At 60.5% G+C, this 17,706-nt stretch carries 15 protein-coding genes; 1 reads left to right on the top strand and 14 read right to left on the bottom strand.

The genetic code is table 11. The features are described 5' to 3' along the window. Positions 1 to 27: 27 nt before the first annotated feature. The 14 genes from AC6FTP_RS19715 to AC6FTP_RS19650 form a co-directional block, all read right to left on the bottom strand. On the bottom strand, positions 28 to 1,458 hold the full coding sequence (locus AC6FTP_RS19715; protein WP_497208627.1) for a sulfatase: 1,431 nt from the start codon (positions 1,456 to 1,458) through the stop codon (positions 28 to 30). A gap of 60 nt (positions 1,459 to 1,518) precedes the next feature. After that, the gene (locus AC6FTP_RS19710) at positions 1,519 to 1,914 is read right to left on the bottom strand and encodes a prepilin-type N-terminal cleavage/methylation domain-containing protein (protein WP_497208626.1); all 396 of its coding nucleotides are present in this window, start codon (positions 1,912 to 1,914) and stop codon (positions 1,519 to 1,521) included. Positions 1,915 to 1,943: 29 nt separating this feature from the next. Further along, complete coding sequence (locus AC6FTP_RS19705; protein ID WP_497208625.1) at positions 1,944 to 4,319, bottom strand: exopolysaccharide transport family protein; 2,376 nt, start codon at positions 4,317 to 4,319, stop codon at positions 1,944 to 1,946. 24 nt (positions 4,320 to 4,343) lie between these two features. Next, on the bottom strand, positions 4,344 to 5,573 hold the full coding sequence (locus AC6FTP_RS19700; protein ID WP_497208624.1) for a glycosyltransferase family 4 protein: 1,230 nt from the start codon (positions 5,571 to 5,573) through the stop codon (positions 4,344 to 4,346). After that, entirely contained in the window at positions 5,570 to 6,703 is a 1,134-nt protein-coding gene (locus AC6FTP_RS19695; RefSeq protein WP_497208623.1) for a GNAT family N-acetyltransferase, read from the bottom strand. Before AC6FTP_RS19695 ends, AC6FTP_RS19700 begins: the two co-directional genes overlap by 4 nt. Continuing rightward, on the bottom strand, positions 6,700 to 8,430 hold the full coding sequence (locus tag AC6FTP_RS19690; protein WP_497208622.1) for a glycoside hydrolase domain-containing protein: 1,731 nt from the start codon (positions 8,428 to 8,430) through the stop codon (positions 6,700 to 6,702). Before AC6FTP_RS19690 ends, AC6FTP_RS19695 begins: the two co-directional genes overlap by 4 nt. Continuing rightward, on the bottom strand, positions 8,427 to 9,662 hold the full coding sequence (locus tag AC6FTP_RS19685; RefSeq protein WP_497208621.1) for a glycosyltransferase: 1,236 nt from the start codon (positions 9,660 to 9,662) through the stop codon (positions 8,427 to 8,429). Before AC6FTP_RS19685 ends, AC6FTP_RS19690 begins: the two co-directional genes overlap by 4 nt. Before the next feature lie 62 nt (positions 9,663 to 9,724). Then, positions 9,725 to 10,699 (bottom strand): polysaccharide deacetylase family protein, encoded by a 975-nt coding sequence (locus AC6FTP_RS19680; RefSeq protein ID WP_497208620.1) that lies wholly within the window; start codon positions 10,697 to 10,699, stop codon positions 9,725 to 9,727. 212 nt (positions 10,700 to 10,911) lie between these two features. After that, positions 10,912 to 12,522 carry an ABC-F family ATP-binding cassette domain-containing protein gene (locus AC6FTP_RS19675; protein ID WP_497208619.1) on the bottom strand — a complete coding sequence of 537 codons (1,611 nt, stop codon included), beginning with the start codon at positions 12,520 to 12,522 and terminating at the stop codon, positions 10,912 to 10,914. A 48-nt stretch (positions 12,523 to 12,570) separates the two neighbouring features. Then, positions 12,571 to 12,960: a molybdenum cofactor biosynthesis protein MoaE gene (locus AC6FTP_RS19670; RefSeq protein WP_497208618.1), complete on the bottom strand. Its 390-nt coding sequence runs from the start codon at positions 12,958 to 12,960 to the stop codon at positions 12,571 to 12,573. 61 nt (positions 12,961 to 13,021) lie between these two features. Further along, positions 13,022 to 13,276, bottom strand: coding sequence for a hypothetical protein (locus AC6FTP_RS19665; protein WP_497208617.1), 255 nt, complete (start codon positions 13,274 to 13,276; stop codon positions 13,022 to 13,024). Continuing rightward, the gene (locus AC6FTP_RS19660) at positions 13,273 to 13,497 is read right to left on the bottom strand and encodes a hypothetical protein (RefSeq protein WP_497208616.1); all 225 of its coding nucleotides are present in this window, start codon (positions 13,495 to 13,497) and stop codon (positions 13,273 to 13,275) included. The genes AC6FTP_RS19665 and AC6FTP_RS19660 overlap by 4 nt, the downstream gene beginning before the upstream one ends. A gap of 41 nt (positions 13,498 to 13,538) precedes the next feature. After that, positions 13,539 to 16,025 (bottom strand): heme-binding protein, encoded by a 2,487-nt coding sequence (locus tag AC6FTP_RS19655; RefSeq protein WP_497208615.1) that lies wholly within the window; start codon positions 16,023 to 16,025, stop codon positions 13,539 to 13,541. 52 nt (positions 16,026 to 16,077) lie between these two features. Beyond that, positions 16,078 to 16,854, bottom strand: coding sequence for a creatininase family protein (locus AC6FTP_RS19650; protein ID WP_497208614.1), 777 nt, complete (start codon positions 16,852 to 16,854; stop codon positions 16,078 to 16,080). Positions 16,855 to 17,121: 267 nt separating this feature from the next. Between AC6FTP_RS19650 and AC6FTP_RS19645 the strand changes: the two genes are divergently transcribed. Next, on the top strand, positions 17,122 to 17,706 hold a 585-nt coding region (locus AC6FTP_RS19645), incomplete at its 3' end, for a metallophosphoesterase family protein (RefSeq protein ID WP_497208613.1).

Genomic DNA, 17,706 nt, shown 5'->3' with positions numbered 1-17,706 from the left:
GGACACGAAAACAGTCCGAAGTTCGCACTACTCGGCGGCAGCCTTTTTCTTCTTCCCTTTGCCTTTGCCCTTCTTCTTGGGCGCGGCGGTGGGGGTGTTGGGAGTGGGCATTTTGGCTCCGACGGATTCACGCCAGGTGAGCATTTTGGCGTGCAGTTCCTTCGCCTTGTCGGGCATCTCGGTGGCGAGGTTCTTCGTTTCGCCGATGTCGTCGGCGAGGTTGTAGAGTTCGAGGTGCTTGTCTTCGAAAAACTCCATGAGCTTCCACGGGCCGGATTGAATGAGACCGACGGGGGTGGTGCGCCAGGTGTTCTCGCCAGCGCCGAGGTAGCCGGGGAAGTGCTGGTAGATGGCGTCGCGCTTTAGGGTGGCTTTGGCATCGCGGAGCAGTGGGGCGAGGCTTTCGCCATCGAGCGGCTGATTTTCAGGGGCTGGCGTGCCGGTGATCTCCAGCAGGGTGGGGTAGAGATCGACATGGATGGTGGGGATGTCTGTTCTGCTGCCAGCGGTGGTGACGCCGGGCCAGCGGACGATGAAGGGAACGCGCGTGCCGCCCTCATAGAGGCTGCCTTTGCCGCTGCGCAGCGGGGCGTTGTCGGTGATGTCGCCGCCTTTGACGCCTTCACGTTCGTAGCCGCCGACTCCGCCATTGTCAGTGGCAAAGATGACCACGGTGTTGTCGGCGATGCCTTGCCTCTCCAGCTCAGCGACGACGCGGCCCACGCTCTCATCCACGCTGGCGATCATAGCCGCGTAGGTGGGGTTCTTGTGACCACCGACACCGGGTTTGTCTTTGAATTTGGCGATGAGTTCCGGCTTCGCCTGATGCGGTGAATGCACGCCAAAGTGCGGCAGGTAGAGGAAGAAGGGCTCGGCTTTGTGCCGCTGGATGAAGTCCACCGCCTTGTCCGTGAGGAAGTCGGCGAGGTATTGACCCTTCGGGACTTCGACGGGCGGGTCGGTCTTGAAGTTAAAGTGAACGCCCGAGGACTCGATGGCCTCGTCAAAGCCGCGTTTGCCCGGATGAAACTCGGCCTTCTGACCGAGGTGCCATTTGCCAAACATGCCGGTGGCGTAGCCCGCGCCTTGGAGCGCCTTGGCGATGATCACTTTCTCCAGCGGCAGGCTCGTCACATTCTCCACGGGCTTCAGCGGGCGGGTGCTCCAGTCAAAGCGGTCGATGCCACCGACGGTGTAGATGCCGGTGCGCGGTGCATATTGCCCAGACATGAGCGCCGCGCGGGTGGGCTGGCAGTTTTGGTGATGGTGATGATTCGTCAGCTTCATCCCCTGCGCCGCGAGTTTGTCGATGTTCGGCGTTTCGTAATACTTTGAACCAAAGCAGGCCACGTCCGTGTAGCCGAGATCATCCGCGAGGATGAAGACGATGTTGGGTTTCGTGGCGGCTGTGGCCGCACTGGCGAACAGGGCGGTCAGCAATAGGCAGGCGAGTTTCATGGAGGCGTGCGGAAACGGAACGCCATGGGTCATGTTGCAGCAAAGCGCGCTCGCCAGCTTCTAGTTGGTCTCTGGGGAATAGGCTGGGAAGCCGTCGTGCCAGGAGAGGTATTCCATGGCTCCATGGATCTCCTCTTCTTTGAGGGCGCTGATGCGGAAGATGCGGCCTTTGAAGGTGCCGACGGTGCCGGGACGCCCTTCGATGAGGTTGAGGATGGTGCCTTCCATGTCTCCAGGTTGAATGACGGTGGCTCCAGCAGCCGTGGCCCCCATGGCGAGTGCGGTGATTTCCTGGGCGTTGCGCTGGTTGCGCACCTTGAGCATCACATCACGATGATAACTGCTGAAGAAAGTGATGGCAGAAGCGCTGAGCACGCCAAGAACAGCCACGACAATGAGGGCCTCAATCATGCTGAAGGCGGAGCGACGGCGGCTCTGGAAGGCGGGCGTGTGCAACGGAGGTAGGGGTCTTGAATTTCTCCGGTTCACGATTTCTGAACGATGATCCCGCGGAAGGCGCTGCGGCTCATCATGGGCTGGAGAAGGCTGAGTGTGGCGCGAAGTTTCGCGGGGCCGACGACAGCGGGGTTGTTCACCAGGATGACGTCGGTGGCCAGAGGTGCGAGCGGGGCTACATCGGCGAAGTTTTTCAGCACGGGTCCGGCATCGAGAATGATCCAGTCCACATGCTGTCTGGCGCGGTCGATCCAGGCGCGGTAGCCGTCGAGAAGCTCGTTGGTGGCGTAGGCGGGGAGGTCGTGAGCGGGGAGGAGGAAGAGGTGGGTGTTGCCATAGCGCAGAGATTCCAGATCATGAGCCCAGGAACTGTGATGGCTGGCGTGGGGGAACCAGTGATGAAGGGCAGGGGAGACGGCGTTGCACTCCATCATGAAGACGCTGCGCCCCTGATGGCAGAAGGCTGCGGCGAGGGCGGCGGCACTGGCGGTTTTCCCCTCACCGGCATCGGCGCTGGTGATGAGGACGATGCCGCCGAGGCCGCTGCGCTTGAGGGCCTGCATTTCCAGAGAGATGGTGATCTGCTGGAGGGCACCAGCGGCTCCGGCGGGCTCAGGCAGGAGGAGCTGGCCGAGCATCTGCTCGGGATGCGAGGGGCCGACTCTGGGAAGGTGGGCGAGAACGGGTGCAGTGCCAAGACCAGGAATGCTGAGCGGCTGAGGCGCGGGAGGTGGAACGGCCAACTGGAAAGGACTGGAAGCCGGGCGCTTCTGCATGGGCTGGGATGCCGTGGACAAGGGCGTATGCGCTACCACGCGCGCGGAGGGGATGTTTGGCGAGGGGGAGCCACCTTGGCGGAGGATTTTTAAGACATGCTGGTCGAAAAGCCCCCAGCCGATGGGAAAGCCGAGGAAGAGGAGGCCGAATACCATGAAGCTGGCGACGGCAGCCATAGGTTTATTGGGCTTCACGGGCTTGCCTGGTGCGCTGGCAGTATCGGCAAGGCTGAGGGCGCTGCTTTCGGTGTAGCCGCCGGTGATTTCTGCATTGCTCAGGCTGCTGACGATCTTTTGATAGGAAAGGCGGTCGGCGGCCACGCGGTCGCTGAGGAGGTTGTATTCCACGTTTTTGCCGCTCTGATCCACGGCCATGGTGCGCGAAGAGGAGAGCTGCTTTTCATAGTCCTGGATCTGCTGCTCCAGGGTGCTGACTTCGGTTTCGGCACGGGTGACCACGGCATCGATGGCACGCTTGAGGGAGATGTTCAGGGAGTCGATCTCAGAAGACAGGGCGATCATCTTTGGGTGTCTGCGGCCACAGAGGGGCTCCAGGGCGCGACGTTCGGCGATTTTGGCATCGAGCTCTTTGCTGTGGAAGGCGACATCGGAGTTTTCACCGACGCTGCGGACTTCCTGGAGGTCGCGCCCGGCCTGCTGGGTGATGCGGATGCTCTGAAGATCACTGCGAGCTTTGATGAGGCGCTGCTGGGCTTCGGTGATGGCGGTGTTGAACTGGAGCATGCGCGCGCTGTCCACGCCGCTGCTGGTGTTGTCCACGATGCCGGCGCTTTTGCGGTATTCAGCCAGTTTGCGCTCGCTCTCTTCGAGGCGGGCGCGCAGCTCGAGCGCCTGCTTTTCGAGATAGTCTTTCTCACCTTTGGTGACACCGGATTCGACGACGCCATTGAAGCGGATGTACTGCTCGGCAAAGGCATTGGCGATGTCTGCGGCCATCTGAGGGTCGCCATCGCGCACGATCACGCGCAGGATGTGGGATTCCTTGAGCGGCTCGACGGTGACGGTGCTGATGATTTGCTCGATGAAGTATTCTTTGGCGGCTGGTGGTGCACCTGGTTTGTAAAGACCGAGGAGTTTGAGCAGTTCAGCTTTGCGGCCTGGGTTGGCCAGCAGGCTGGCAGTCCAGGTTTCGCGCCTGGAGCTGTCGAATCTGTCGAACAGGTGCTCGGCGAAGCGGCGTGACTTCATCTCAGTGAGATGATTGTTCACGAGCTGGGGAGCGCTGAGTTCACCAGGGCCACCCCGGGAGGAGTCGGGAAGATTGAGGACGTTGGTGTCACCGATGCGCAGACGCAGCTTGGCCTCGGCCTCATAGACTTTGGCCCCCATGCCAAGGAAGTAGAAGGCCAGGGCTGCGGCGGGCAGGGCCATGAGGAATCCCAGCAGACCAAAGCGCCTCAAGTAACCGAGAAGGTCGGCGATGCTGATGATGGCCTCGCTGAACTGCGGAGCAGGAGCGGCGAGATACGGGCTGGAGTCCACCTCAGTCATCGCCGGGGGCAAGCCCAGGGAGGAGTTGGGGGAATGGTGCCCGAGCGCACGCGTTCCACTCTCCGCAGGCACCAGCGGCTGGGAGGAGGAGTGTTCGAGTGCGAGGCGGTAGGCCATGAGAAGGAGGGCGGAGGGATACTATCATGCATTTGCCGCCTGAGGGCAAGATGCGGAGGCGAAGGTTTCAGCCGTGGCGAGTGGGGGCGCCACTTTCATGGCATCGAGAATGATCTGGTTGACCAACTGCACATCGAACACTTCCTCGGCGAGCCTGCGGCTGGCACGGCCCATGGGGGCGATTTGATCGGGATGATCGAGGAGGTGCTGCATGGCTTGTGCCAGGGCATCGACATCACGAGGCGGGCAGAGGAAGCCATTGCGGCCTCGTTTGGAGGCACCCGCAGGAGTCACCGCATCAGCGACACATTCACGGGCTCCGACGGAGTCCGTGGTGATGATGGGAAGTCCCGTGGAGAGCGCCTCAAGAGTGGCGTGAGGCACTCCCTCGCGATACCAGGTGGGCAGGCAGAAGACGTGCATGGTTTTCAGCAGCGAGGGAATGTCTTTCACCATGCCGTGATGGATGAGCGTGCCTTCCTTCACCCACTGCGCCACTTCCTCCTCAGTGACACGATTTGGATTCGGATCAAAGGGGCCGACAAGATGGAACTCGGCCTGCGGGTAACGGGCTTTGATCTTCCGGGCCGCTTCGGCAAAAACGCACACGCCTTTGCTGATGAGCAGCCGACTGACGAGCACAAAGCGGATGCGGCCGGCGGCGATGCCGGCATTTCCTTCGAGCGGGACGTGCGGATATTCCTCCAAGTTCACTCCACTGCCAGCGGTGACATGAACGGGCACTCCGGGAGGGAGCATGCGCATCTCGGTGAAGAGTTTTACGTCGTCCTCGTTTTGCATGAAGATGACGTCCGCACGCTTCAAGGCGAAGCGGTGCAGCGCCTTCGAGATCCACTGCACGAGCGTCTGCTTCAGCGTCTCCGGCTTTACAAAGGTGAAGCCGAGCCCCGGCAGCAGGGCATACACTTTAGGCACTCGGGCGAGTCGGGCGACGACACAGCCATAGACCACGGACTTGATCGTGTAGGCAAAGAGGGCGTCCGGCTTCTCCCGGCGAAAGAGGCGGAACATGTCCAGCCAGGTGATCCAGTCTTTGAGGAGATTCACGCGGCTGCGCACCATGCGGATGGGCACATGACGTGCGCCGAGGCTTTGGACGAACTTTTGGACATGCTCATAGTCCTCGGCGGCGGAGGTGACGACCTCGCAGCCATGCACCGCCAGATCGCGGATCAGATCTCCGCGATGATAGATGAGCGTGTTGGCGTCTGCTGTGAGGACGAGGACTTTCATTCTTCGGATTCGGTCGATGCGGCGGGGGCCGTAGTTGAGGCAATCTCTGGTTTGGCAAAGCGGCGCTTCAGCGCACGCAGGGCACGGAACGCGAGTGAGCGCAGGTGCCAGGGGTGGAAGCACTCCAGGTCGGACACATGGCGGACGCGGGAACTCCAGTCGCGCTTGTAACGGTACTCGCCTGGCAGGAAGTCAGCCAACTGGAACCCCCGCTGGATGGCCTCATTCAAAGTGGCGCGGACGGCCATGTTGCCCATGCTGATGCTGGCGTAGCGCTTGTCCCAGCCGAGCTGGTAGATGAGCACTTCACCGCGATGGCAGAGTGCGTAGATGGAGCCGACCGGTTGGCCGTCGATGATGATGAATGGCGTCATGGCCCGGCCAGTGGGCAGCCATTTTGCCATGAGGCGCTCATGCAAACGCCGAACTGCCGGCCGCAGGAAGGAGCTCACTCCATCTGGCCAATGCAAGGCGTGAAGGCGGAAGAAATGCTCAATCGATTTCTCAGGTGTGAAGTCGGTAACCACACTGCCTTCATGCTGATCGAAGAGTCGGCCCCAGTAACGGCGGATATTACCGCGGAATTTGCCCCCGATCTCCTTCTCAAACTCTTCCCAGGTCGGGCGAAGGTTCAGGTAGCGGCATCCCGACTGATTCAGCACACCTGCTTCCACACCCGCATGACGCAGCTCGGCGAGCAGCAGTGGATGATTCGCGGATTCCTCCGGCACTTTGTTCAGCCGCACGACATCCCACGAGCTGCTGGTGAGCGAGATGACGGAGGCGAGCAGCGGGGTGACCTCCGCCTCGCGGCCAGCAGGAACGAGCAGATCCATGCGCTCTCCCTGCACATCGCCGAGGCCATTGATAAAGCCTAGATGGCGCAGATGCTGGCGCGAGTCGCCACGGTCCCCTCCGATGACAAACGGGGCTATGCCCACGACAGCGCCTTCGTCGTCACGCACCACGCCGAGGCAGAGCTTGAACTTTTTCCCGCACTCCTGCCACCACAGGCGGACGTAGTCCCAGGCCAGGAAGGGGCTGTGCGTGGTGGATGCATCCAGCAACCGATCCCAGTCAGCCTCAAGTGCGGCAAAGCCCGCTGCATCGCGTATGATTTCCAGTATCATCGAGCACCTCCCAGCTTGGCAGGATTCTGAACGATCAGCGCCGCAATGGCCCGGCGGGCGGTATAAAGCTGGGCCATGTCATCATTCCAGTCACCGAAACCACGAGCAAAGCTCTCGGCCAGTTTGAGGGCTGGTTTTTCCAGGGTGAGATCCCTGGCGAGCATGAGGTAGTCGTAGTCGTCGCACATCTCGCGCAGCCATTTGAGGCGGATGCTAGCCACCGGCATGTCGCGGCCATGGCGCTTCTTTGTGGCGGGGTAAATGAAGCTGCCATCACCATGGAAGACCTCGCTGCCATCCGTGGTGCGAAAGCTGTCCGAGCTTTCCCAGACGTCCACGCCCTCTGCCGAATGCAGTGTGTCCCAGTAGGTGAAGCCGGTAATGCCGTGGCGTGGCATGACCCAGGCCATGATGCGGTGATTCATCGGCGGGAAGTCCAGGCACCAGACGGGCGGATTGGATTCCTTGAGCACGGACGGTTTGCCATGGGCATCCAGCCAGGCCTGCGGTGTCTGCACGAGTGCGGTGTAGCACCAGACTTCATCGCCTGCCTTCAGCCGGCGCGTGATGTCATGGCGGCCCTTCGGTGACTCCATGTCTTCCCAGACTGCGCTTACATGCGGGGACCAAATATCGACGAATCCATCCAAGGTGCCCCACCAGCCGGAGTCTGCCGATGGCTGCTCGGTGACGAGTAGAGGCAGGCGCACGCCATGGGCCACTTCGGCCTCATTGAAGAAATCCCCCCAACGCCGAACCAATGAGTAGGCGTCTGCACTGTTCGGCTCGTCCAGCTCGGCAAGGATGATGTAGCCACGCTCACCGGCTTTGGCCTTGTGCAGCAGCTTCATCCAGTCTGCACAGTAGCGCATGGCGGCGGTGCGGTCTTTGCCCAGTGAGTCAGCAAACGGCCAGGTGGGCCAGAGCGGCAGCGCAATCATGCCTGCGTGGCGATGCAGCAGGTGCTGGCGCATGGCCTTCTCGACGCGCACGGCGTCCAGTTTGCCCGTGCCGGGATCAGGGTAGGTCTGGCGGCTTTGATCAAAGGCCAAGCGATGCTTCACCATGAAGTCGTAATACTGCTCCACGAGCGCCACACCTGCGGCAGTGGGCGGATCTTTGTCAGGATTGAAGCCATGGACCTCCAGCATCCGGCGGTAACCTGTCATCATGGAGGACTTCAAACGCGGCACCACGGGAAGGTCGAAATCAGACACGCGCAGCAGCAGCTTGGTGCGGGCAACATCTGTGCCCTGGGCATTCTTGGCGACGACTTCACCGGCGAACAATCCTGCTTTCGTGCCGTAGGGCACATGCACGTCGATCCACCATGGCTGGTTGATCTCTTTCCCGTCAGGCAACACCTGCCAGGGGAAATCCTGCGGCACGAGTGCATCCGGGTACTCCCCGGCTGGCAGTGGCGACATCGGTGTGGACTTCGCGACCTTCACATAATGTTCACGCAGCACTTCGGGCGCGGGGATGCTGGTGCCGTCCGGGCCTTGAAGCGCGGTCACTTCGAGCGTGATGCCTTTGATTTCACCCGGCGTGGCTGTGAGCACGACTTGCAGTGATTCCCATTCTCCACGCGCGGCCTCGATGGCTGCGTCCATGTCGGTGGTTTCCTGCACACGCATGACCCGCGTCATGGCATCCACACGTGCGATTTTAACCTCTGCCAGGAGCGGTGCAGCGCATGCAATGAGGATGGTGAAAGGGAACTTCATGACGTGAGCACCTCTTGATACACCTTTTCATATGCACGAGTCGCAGCAGCGATGTCGAACCGCGCCACGGCGATCTTCCGCACCTCCGAAGCTGCTGGCGGGTGCGCAAGTATTTCATCCCAGGCTAGAGCGAGAGACTCGGGATCACGCACGGGCACCACGCGGCCAGCGCCTTCGAGCAGGCGAGCACAATCCCCTACGTCCGTGGTCACGCAGGGAATGCCGCAGGACATGGCCTCCATGATCGTCATCGGGCAGGCTTCCGTGCGGGAGGAGAGGGAAAAGACATCCAATGCTGGATACACCCGCTGCGGGTCGTCGCGGAAGGCGGTGAAGTGGACCTGGTTTCGATGCGGCATGACCGAAAGGGATGCGCGGGGGCAGTCACCGAGTTCATGCTCCTCGCCACCGCATAGCCAAAAGTGCGTCTCCGGCTTCCGCATCTGCAAAAGGGCTGCCGCGCGCAGCCAGGTGGAGAGGTCTTTCATTTCATGGAAGCGCCCGATGAATCCGATGAGCGGGGCGCTTTCCGGTACGCGGAGTTCGTGGCGCAGCGCCGTGCGAGCTTCGGCATCTGGCACGAAACGGGAGGTATCGATACCATTTGGCACCCAGGTCATGCTCTGGCGTGAATAGCCGAGTGAAACGTGGTCTTCGATCGCTGCCGCAGAGCATGAAATCACGCGTGTGGGCACCAAATGGGAACTCGCGCCGATGAGGGCCTGGAAAGCGCGCATCTTGATCTCGGAGTCACCCGGATTCGTGTGGATCTCCCGGCAATGAATGCCCCAGACGACCTTCTTCACACCTGCGATCCGCGCACACCAACCACCGACGAAGTCCGCGTGGTGCATCCAGGTTTGCAGCACCTCGGGCCGAATCTGACGGAGCAGATGGATCAGCTTCTTCAGCGTGCTCGGACGAAGAAAGGCGGTGGCCTCCAAATCATGCACCTCGGCACCGGCCGCGCGCAGTTCGGCCATCTCCTTGGCCCACGGGCGCCCATCCATGACGATCACCACGGTACGCCAAGATTCGCGATTCATGGTGCCGACGAGGTTCCTCAGCATCGCCTCAGCTCCGCCTCCGCCAGGAGCGGCGATGAAGTGGGCGAGGGTGTGGAGGCGTGGCGCTGGGTCGGCAGAAGAGTGTTCAGTGCTCAGTTCGCAGTGCTCAGTCTGGGGCGGCGTGGCAGACGTGTCGCGCTTGGAGAGCAGCCGCAGCTTTTTCAATACCTGCGCACTGAACACTAAGCACTGAGCACTCAGGCCCAAAATCACGGGTGACATCGCTTTCACGCCGCACCTCCTCTCCATCGCTTCACCATTTCAAATGCACCCGAAGCCGTGGCATTCGTCTCCATGACCGAGGTGGGGTTGCCATACCGGGGCAGGGCAAATCGCGCTCTGGCGGCGGTGAGGCGCGCAGGCATCATCGTGAAGGCGGATTCGAATCCGTGCTCAGCGAGGAGTCGCTGAGTGTCCTCAGTGAAGTCCTGGAAGCCGCCATTGGTGTAGGCGAAGAGCGTCGGCGCACTGCCCAACTCGGACGTGATGCGCTCGCGACATTTGCGGATTTCCTCCGCCTGCTGTTCCACCGTGCAGCGTCCGAGGATCGGGTGTGTGTGCGTGTGCCCGCCGAAGTCGATCAGCCTGCTGGCCTTCATCTCGCGGACTTGATCCCAGGTCATCGGCAGAGTCGTGACCGGAGCCTTGTGATTCGCTGCCGAACCCAGTTGGGTGATCGCGGCTCGCATCTCGGGATCTGGCAGCGTTTTGAGATGACGGAATGTCTGGTAAAGCTCGGCCTTGGAGGCACCACGCGCCCGGAAGATGGCATCGACTTCCTGAAACCAGAGCGGATGCGTCCCGTCTAGGAAGCCCGTGGCGAGGAAGATCGTGGCAGGCAACCCCAGCTCCTTCAATACGGGGAAGGCGAGGTGGTAGTTCGACGCCAGCCCATCATCAAAAGTGATCGCCACTGCACCACGGGGCAAAGTTTGCCCGGCATTCAACTGGCTCATCATTTCTGCCAACGGCATGACTTTGTAGGTTGCCGCCAGATGGCGACACACCGCGCGGAAGGTCGAAAGCGGCAGATTCAGGCTGTCGTCGAGCACGCCGGTGGGGGTCTTGTCCGCACATATCCCATGGAATGTCAGCACTACTCCCTGCCCCGTCAGCCGCCACCGGGCCAGTTTGGTGAGGCCGCAAGCCACCAAGACCGCCGATTTGGCAGTCTGCCGGAGATTCTGGAAACGTGAGGACAAGGTTTAGTGATTTGCTATAATTTATAGAAAATATCAAATTTTAGCTAATCATCAACCCCGACTTAGCATTTGTTCCGCTTCTTTCAGGCCACACCCGTCCCGCTGCGATGTAGCTCATCGCGCGCCAATCCGCTCTAAAAGCCGTGCCAAATAGCCCCAATTTCCTCAATACCAACCCTTCAGGCTGGATTTGAGGATCTTGAGAAGTCCGACTAGCCGGCGATCACGGCAGCACGGGCATTCTCTTCTGCCCCGGTTTTCTCCAGGTAGTAGTCGTAACCGCCGCTGTAGGGGGTGACGACGCCATTGTTAATGTGCAGGACTTTCGTGGCGAGACTGCGGATGAAATGCACGTCATGGGAGATGAAGACGAGGGTGCCTTCAAACTTCTGGAGCGCGAGGATGAGGCCCTCGATGGCCCAGATGTCGAGATGCGTCGTGGGCTCGTCCATGAGGAGGAGGTTCGGCGGATCGACGAGAAACTTCACGAGGTTCAGTCGGCTCTTTTCACCTCCAGAGAGGACTTTGCACTTCTTGTACACGTCCTCACGCTTGAAGAGGAAGCTGCCGAGGATGCTGCGGGCGTCGTCTTCACGCAGCTCGGGGGCGCAGCGTTTGAGTTCTTCCAGGATGGTGCATTCGGGCTCCAGTGTGTCGCTGCGGTGCTGGGAGAAGTAGCCCATCTTCACATTCGTGCCGAATTTGCGGTCGCCCTTTTGGAAGGGCACGACGCCAGCCATGATCTTGATAAGGGTTGATTTGCCGGAGCCGTTTGGGCCGACGAGCACGGTGCGCTCGCCCTTTTCCACTTCGAGATCGAGGCCGGTATAGACCTTCTTTTCGCCATAGGCCTGATGGATGTCGGTCAAAGCGATGACGCGCTGGCCGCTGCGTTGCGGCTGGGGGAAGTTGAAGCGGAAGGCCTTCCGCAGCGGACGGGGCTTGTCCAGCTTGTCCATCTTTTCGAGCTGACGCTCGCGGCTCTGGGCCTGCGCGGCCTTTGAAGCGACGGAGCGGAAGCGGTCGATGAATTCCTGGATCGATTCGATCTCCTTCTGCTGGTTTTTCCAGGACTGGTAGGCGCGCTCGTAGTTCTCTTCCTTCTGCTTCAGGTAGTCGCTGTAGTTGCCCTGGTACTGGAGCAGCTTGCTTTCATCGATCTCATAGACGGTCTCGATGAGTTCATCCATGAAGTCACGGTCATGGGAGATCAGTAAAATGGCACCGGGGTAGTTCTTCAGGTAATTACGGAACCAAAGCAGGGAGAGGAGGTCGAGGTGGTTCGTCGGCTCATCGAGCAGGAGCAAATCAGGCTCGATGACGAGCAGCCGGGCAAGATGCGCGCGCATGACCCAGCCGCCGGAGTATTCGCGGGCGGGTTTGTTGAAGTCCTCTTCTTTAAAGCCAAAGCCTTTGAGGATCTTTTTGCACTTGGCCTCGGCCTGCGGGTCGTTCAGGGCGTCGTGCTGAGAATGGGCCTGGTTGTATTTGGGAGCGGCGACATCGCCACGCGCCTCATAGTCACGGAGAATGACTTCCAGCCGCTCCATCTCACCTGCGCGGCCAGTGGCCACGTCGAGGACCGTCTCCTCACCCACGGGCTCACTTTCCTGGGGGAGGAAGCCGAGGGTCGTCCACTCATCGCGGATGACCTCGCCAGAGTCCGGCTCGTCCGTTTTCAGGATGAGCGAGAAGAGCGTGGACTTGCCAGCGCCGTTCGGGCCGACGAGCGCCACGCGCTCGGCATAGTTCACGGTCATGCTCGCGCCGGTGAAAAGAGGGCGGGCATTGAAGGACTTGGAGACTTCGCGGAGGGTGAGCATGGGGGCGGTGCGTGTAGCACGAACCGGGCGGATTGCAGCCGGTTTCTTTTACTCAGGCGAGTTCTCAAAGACGGGCCTCTTCCAGATCGGGACGCGAGTTTTCACCTCGGCGAGATACCAGCGGCAAAGGTCAAAGGCCGCTGCGCTGTGTTTCGTGCGCACTCGAATGAGGATGGAAGGCTGCTCGGCAGCCACAAACCCGAGCCTGTGCTGGATGAAAACCTCGTGCGGGCCGTGGTCGCGGGTGCCGTGATCGATGAGCTCGGTGAGCATTTTTTCCGCCATGGGCAGGTAGGCGCTGTAGTCGATGCCGGTGATGGGGCGGCCATCCTCCATGCCCCGGACGGTTCCGAGAAAGCGCACTTCCGCGCCCTCCCCCGGTGCAAACGCGGGCGTCACATCCGGGATGGGGTCATGGGAGAGGAGAAATGGAGACATTGGAATGGCAAAAATTAAGCGCCGACACATCCGGTCTGCCGACAATGGGGGGAGGATTGCTTCATCGGTCCGCCCATCCGATGTGGGTGACTTTCAAATCTTTATCAGCTCCATCTTCCCAATATTCGATGGCGAACCGGCCAATCACACATCCGGCGATGGCACGCCCAACGGCATCTCGCCTTTCATATTCAGCATAGTGCGAGGGAAAGTCCCGAATCCTCTCCACATGCTTCCGAATCAATTCTCGATCACGCTTGGTGAGGCTGAGCATGAACTCGATGGCCTCATTGACGATGAACAGACGGTAATTCATGCCGCCTGCTCTTCTTCAGCATCTTTGGCATCCAGCCTCTTGGCGGCCTCCTCCCAGGGAACCCAGCGAGACTCAGATGCGTCATCCAAAGTCCTGGCTGTTCTGGCCGCCCAATCAGGATCGGTTTCCCGGCTTCGCAGATCAATCAGATAGCCCATGAGCTGATTGCGGCCTTCGCGAGGCAGGCTGGCAATTTCTTGTTTTAAGGTTTCGAGGCTCATGAGGGGAAAATTCCAGAGAGATGGCGGTTTGCAAGCCCCCGTCACTTCGTGCTGAAGAACGCGTGCTTCGGGTCGCCTTTGCTGAGCAGGTAGGCGAGCAGGTCGAGGATGTCGTCTTCCTTCAGCATGTTTACCAAGCCAGGGGGCATCATGCTGATCTTGCTGGGGTTGATGCTCTCGATATTGGCGCGTTTGAGTTGCTGGATGGCGTTCGGGTCGAGCATGTTGACATTCACCATCAGGGTGTCTTCCTTCAGGTTCATGATGCGGCCCACGACGAGGCTGCCGTCCTTCATCTTGAAGGACATGCTGCCATATTGATCGCTAATCTCCTTGCTCGGTTCGATGATGGATTCGAGCAGGTCTCGCGGTCCAAATTTGCCGCTCACGGAGGTCAAATCAGGCCCGACGGCTCCGCCTTCGAAGTTGAAGCGATGGCAGGCGAAACAGCCGATGGCCCCGAAGCTGTTGCGGCCGTTTTCAAAGTTGCGCCCGCCTTCGAGGCCGACGTTCAAAACGCTTTCGAGATCCTTCACGGTCCACTGCTTCACAAAGGCAAGGGGCTTCGCGGCGAAGGTTGGCGTCCTCGATTGAGGCGGGGCGTTGAGGATCGGCTGAAGCGTGGCTTTTTCGGCATCGCTGAGTCCGGCGAGGCTGTCGCGTTTGATGTCGTCGATGAACATGCCGAAGCTGGCGCCGCCAGTGTAGGTGGCAGCGCGTGTGAACCATTTGAAGAACTCCTCGCGCAGCGCCGGTGTCCAGCCTGCTTTGGCGAGGCGCAGGCTTTTCGCGTAGCCGATCTGTTCTTCCTGAGTCGGCGCGCTGTTCACCAGCGGCACGGCTTTGGCGATGACAGATTCATCACCGAGATAGACGAGCATTTCACAGAGATCCTGACTGAGCCCCACATCCTTGTGTGGGAAGAGCGGGGCGAAGCGCTCGATCGTGCTCCTCTTCTGCTCGGGCGTTGGTTCGCCGAGGCGGAGGAAAGCGAGCGTGTAATTGCGCAGCAGCGCCGTCTGGCCGAGGAGGTCGAGGTCGCCGAGCATGATCTTATCAAGAGCGGCGATCACCGCAGGCTGATCGGCGGCGGAACCGTGGCGGATGAGCGCCATGAGTGCGGTCAAAGCGGCGCGCGGTTTGGTTTCAGCGAGTGCCTTGTCCTTCCACTCAGCCACGGGCTGATGCTCGATGGCGATGCGTGCTGCATTGCGGATGAGGCGGTCAGCACTGGCGAGATGTGGCCAGGCGGCCTTCACGGCATTCGGGTGCTTGATGCCATGATAGGCTTCGAGGCTCCGGCGCAGCATGTGCTGGCTTCGGTCCCCGCCTTCGAGCTTGAAAGGCTTCGGCTCGGTGGACTCACTGCCCGCATAGGTCACGCGATACAGCGCGGACTGCGTTTTGCGTCCGCCGATGCTCACATACATCGCGCCGTCCTTGGGATTAATGACGAGATCAGTGAAAGGCATGGGCTGCGCGCTCATGAACTCCTCAAAGTCGGCGGTGTAGCCCGCGCCATCGGGGCGGAGATGCACGGCATACATTTTGCCGTAGCTCCAGTCGCAGATGAAGTAAGCCTCCTGGTATTTCACGGGAAACTTCGCCCCATAGCCGAACTGTGTACCTGTCGGCGAGCCGGGGCCAATGTCTTTCACGGGCGGCACGCTGTCCTCCCAGCGCACGGGCCATTTGCCGCTGCCATTGCGCCAGCCAAACTCACTGCCGCTGAGCACCTGGCAAACTCGGGTCGGGCGATACCACGGCAGGCTCATGTCCCACTCCATGTCCGCATCGAAGGTGAAGAGATCACCCTCACGATTGAAGGCCGCGCCATACTGATTGCGAAAGCCGGTGGTGATGAGTTCCCAGTCCTTGCCATCGAGGCTGACCTTCGCCACCCAACCACGCGGAGCCAGCGCGTCCTTCATGAAGCCACGGCCATAGATGCGCGGCAGCAGCAGATCTTCCTGCCACACCGCAGGCACCCGATTCTTCGTGTATTGCGTCAGCGGCGTTTGATTGCCGACAATGACGTAAATGCTCTCACCATCCGGGCCGGGCACGACGTAGTGCGGCCCGTGTTCGCCCGCACGTTCCGTGTAGCCACGGATGAGATCCACCTTGTCAAAAGTGTCGTCGCCGTTCGTGTCGCTCACTTTGTACAAACCGCGCCCCTGGAACTCGTCGCCATTCACCTGGAGGTAGATGCTGCCTTTGACAAAAGCCATCCCCTGCGCGGCACCGATGGGCAGCTCGATCTTCTCGATCTTCGTTTCCACCGCACCGGCTCCGATCGCCGGCGGTGTGATGCGATACAGCGCCCCGTATTGATCTGAAGCAATGAGGCGGCCTTTGTCATCCAGACACATGCTCACCCACGAGCCCTGCTCGCCCTTCGGCACGGTGTAGAGCAACTCGACTTTGAAGTCCTTGGCGATCTTGATGCGCTCCACGGGCGTGGCAGCTTCATCAGCAAAAAGAGGCGCGGCGGCGAGCAACGCGAAAGGGAGGAAACGACGGATCATGGTGAGGAAAGGGCGGTCTAAACGGAGGGGATCTTGGGCGGGTCGAAGAAGCTCAGGCCTTCGGGTAAAGCCGAGTCGCATCCACGGCTGCCAACTCGACCAGGTAGCTGGCGAATTTCTGAGTCAGGCGCTCGAAATACAGCGCGCCCTTTTCTGCTGTGGAATGCTGGGGATCACCGGAGCCGGTGTCATTCGTGGCCTGCGTCCAGGGGCGTTGTGCCCAGGCCCATTTTTCGCGCATGGCTTTCAGCACAGGCAGGTTGTCTTTGCCCTCGCCCCATTCCTTTTTCGGCAAAACAAGGTCGGGATGCAGGTACTGTATGAGGCTGGTCTCGCGCTCGTCAGCGTGGTCGCCCACGATGGTGAAAATGTCCTTCCCTGCGTCGATGTGGAACCAGTTCACCATGCTCAGGTGGATTTTCGTATGCTTCGCCTGAAGCTCACGCAGCATCTGGCGGAAGTCATTGCCGCCGTGGCCGTTGAAAACGACGAACTTTGGCACGCCCACGCCTTCGAGACACGCAATGATGTCCTCCAGCACGGCCATCTGGGTGCTGGGGTTCATATTGATGCAGAAAGGGATGTCGAGCTGGCCCGTCTGCACGCCAAAAGGCAGGTTTGGCAGGATGGCGACTTTCGCCCCGGCCTCCCACGCGATGCGCCCGGCCTCCGCCGTCATGGCCTCGTTTTGCAGGCTGTCCGTGGCGTAGGGCAGGTGCCAGTTGTGCGCCTCCGTAGCTCCCCACGGCAGCACAGCCACCTCGTAGCGCGTGGCTTGCACATGCTTCCAGTTCGTTTCGGCGATCATCCAGGGGCGGGGTTGGCTCATGAGGGCGAATACAGCATGCAATACCCATTTTTGCCAAGCATCTTCATGGATGTCGCTCGTAACAAAAGGAGTAACGGAGCGCCGCAAAAAGGGTTAATAAGATGGGGTGACTTCATTGGAGGAAGCCTTTGCCCACACTTTCCTGCGTTCCCCTCATCCAGCCCCTGCGCCCTAGCCACATGTCCAAGGATTGTCTAACCGCTTGATTTCACGTCACTTCTCCCGACTATGCGCGCCCCCTAACCGCTCCTTCCCACCGAACCCCTGATGAAATTTGCCATCTTCGGAGACATCCACGCCAATCTGGAAGCCCTCCAGACGGTGCTCTGGGACGCCCATGAGCAGGGGTGTGGAAACTACGTCTGCCTCGGTGACATCGTCGGCTATGCGGCCAATCCCTCCGAGTGCCTGGAAACCGTCCGCCAGATGGGATGCCCCGTGGTCCGTGGCAATCACGACGAAGGTGCTGCCAGCGAATCGAATCTCGAAGAGCTCAATCCCCTGGCTCAAGCAGCCCTCCTCTGGACCCGCGCCCAGCTCACCGAGGAGCAGCGCCAGTGGCTCCGTGACCTGAAACTCGTCCGTCAGGTGCGCGACTTCACCATCGTCCACGCCACGCTCGACTCCCCCGGAAGCTGGGGCTACGTGACCAACCGCTTCGACGCGATGGCCAGCTTCAGCTACCAGTTCACCCAAGTCTGCTTCTACGGTCACACCCACGTCCCTCGCATTTTTGAAAAAGACGACTCCGTCCGCGCAGCTCGTGGCACCGAGGTTCAGCTCCAGCGCGGGGTGAAGTATTTCGTCAACGTCGGCTCCGTCGGCCAGCCGCGCGATGGCGACTGGCGTGCT

The sequence above is a fragment of the Prosthecobacter sp. genome (assembly GCF_044378005.1).
Taxonomy (GTDB): Bacteria; Verrucomicrobiota; Verrucomicrobiia; order Verrucomicrobiales; family Verrucomicrobiaceae; genus Prosthecobacter.
This window is presented reverse-complemented; position numbering and strand designations above follow the sequence as displayed.